The sequence below is a fragment of the Psychrobacillus sp. genome (assembly GCF_056205495.1).
The window spans coordinates 1-1,592 of sequence record NZ_JBAEAP010000473.1 but is presented as its reverse complement, the minus strand read 5'-3'; the positions used below and the strand labels follow the sequence as shown (position 1 = coordinate 1,592).

Annotated in this window: 3 protein-coding genes; 1 reads left to right on the top strand and 2 read right to left on the bottom strand. The window is 38.8% G+C overall.

All coding sequences use genetic code 11. From position 1 onward, the window contains the following. On the top strand, positions 1 to 444 hold a 444-nt coding region (locus tag AC06OU_RS13690; protein ID WP_475856484.1), incomplete at its 5' end, for a YdcF family protein. Between the two features lie 88 nt (positions 445 to 532). Here the strand turns inward: AC06OU_RS13690 and AC06OU_RS13685 are convergent. Both AC06OU_RS13685 and AC06OU_RS13680 read right to left on the bottom strand, forming a co-directional pair. Further along, complete coding sequence (locus AC06OU_RS13685) at positions 533 to 934, bottom strand: hypothetical protein (protein ID WP_475856482.1); 402 nt, start codon at positions 932 to 934, stop codon at positions 533 to 535. A gap of 123 nt (positions 935 to 1,057) precedes the next feature. After that, the coding region (locus AC06OU_RS13680) for a DUF2087 domain-containing protein (RefSeq protein WP_475856480.1) at positions 1,058 to 1,592 on the bottom strand (535 nt) is incomplete at its 5' end.

The following is a 1,592-nucleotide window of genomic DNA, read 5'->3' as shown; positions in this document are numbered from 1 at the left end:
TTAGGGGCCAAGGTAAAAAAAGGACATATACCTTCTCTAGCACTTCTTTATCGTTTAGAAGCAGCACTAGAATATGCTGAAAAATATCCAGCTGTAAAACTTGTTGTTACTGGAGGACAGGGACAAGATGAGGATATAGAGGAAGCTGTAGTTATGAAAAATTATCTCGTAGAGAACGGGATTAAAGAGAGTCGGATCATAGTAGAAGATCAATCTACCTCTACGTATGAAAACCTTTTATACTCCCAACAGCTCCTCCCTGACAGCGTTACCTCTGTCACCATTATTACGAGTGATTTCCATTTACAGCGTGCAAAAATTATAGCCGAAGGAATAGGGTGGAATGCTGATGTGGTAGCTGCTAGGACACCACAAATTTCAGAGGCAAAACTGCGTTTGCGTGAAAGAGCAGCCCTGCTCAAAACTTTTGTCTCCGGAGAATAAAACAAAGGGAAGGATTAAAAAGAAGAGTAGCTACGCTACCCCTTCCTTCCTCCCCCACCTCGCTCATTTGCAAAACATAGGAAATTTATTAACCCTCTACTAATGCATAGTATTTCAGAAGTTTACCTTCTAATTCAACGAGTAAAATAGGACCTTCTTTTTCTATAGTGGAAAAGATCTTTGCACCAACAGGGAGCTTATTCGACATTTCGTCTTCAAAGTCTGTGTCTGAATCATTTCTTGTTTTTATTTCCCCTACTTGCTCGCCTTTTGTTAAAGTAAGTTCCTCAACCCAGTCAATTCCAGTCTGATAAATCACACCATCGAGCTGAAATATATTGGCTTCAGGGTCTAATGTTAAAACCTCTTGCGCATCAGGATTTTTAGTTTCATGAACTTCTATTTTTTCTGTATTCGATGAAGTAGAACATCCCATAGAGGTTAATAAAACGAAAATGATCAAACCCGAAAATAGTGCTGGTAGTCTCACGTTATCCCCTCCTTACATTGTTAGACGGGCAAGGGTGGAATAAGTTACCTTACCTACTCTCATTTGTTACAATTGCTGTTTAGTCGTCTAAGTGAATCTCCACTTAATTAGGCTGCATTACCTTTACCCCTTCACCCAATAAGCACTTCCATCATCTTTCCTATCTAAAAATCCGTATTCCACTAAATAACGTCTGAGGGTTACATAGTCCTCATATATGTTTTTTAAAATCTCATTTATTTCTTTCTCGCTATACTGTTTTTCTCTGTCAAAATGTTTAATAATTACTCGTAGCGTGGCAAGCTTTTGCTTTTCCTTTTTCGGAAACTTAATCATCCTCCCACTTATTCCCTCAGGGAAGAACTTTTTCTCTACTTCTGTTTGTTCATCAGCTGTTATGTTATAACGATCGTCTACCATCGTAGCGTTTTTATGAATTGGCAGGAAATTAGGGGCATGTCTGTCCTTTTCCTTCAACAACTCCATCATAGTCAAAAAAATCTTTGCTTGGCGTTCCTTTTCTTTCAAGACAAATCGATGATTTCGAATAGTCGAGGCGCTCCCTATCTCTAACTCCTTTTGAATTTCTAAGTCACTTCTCCCTTCATAAAACAGTTGCAATAAGCTATTTTGATGGTCCGTCAAGCCAGTTAGCTTT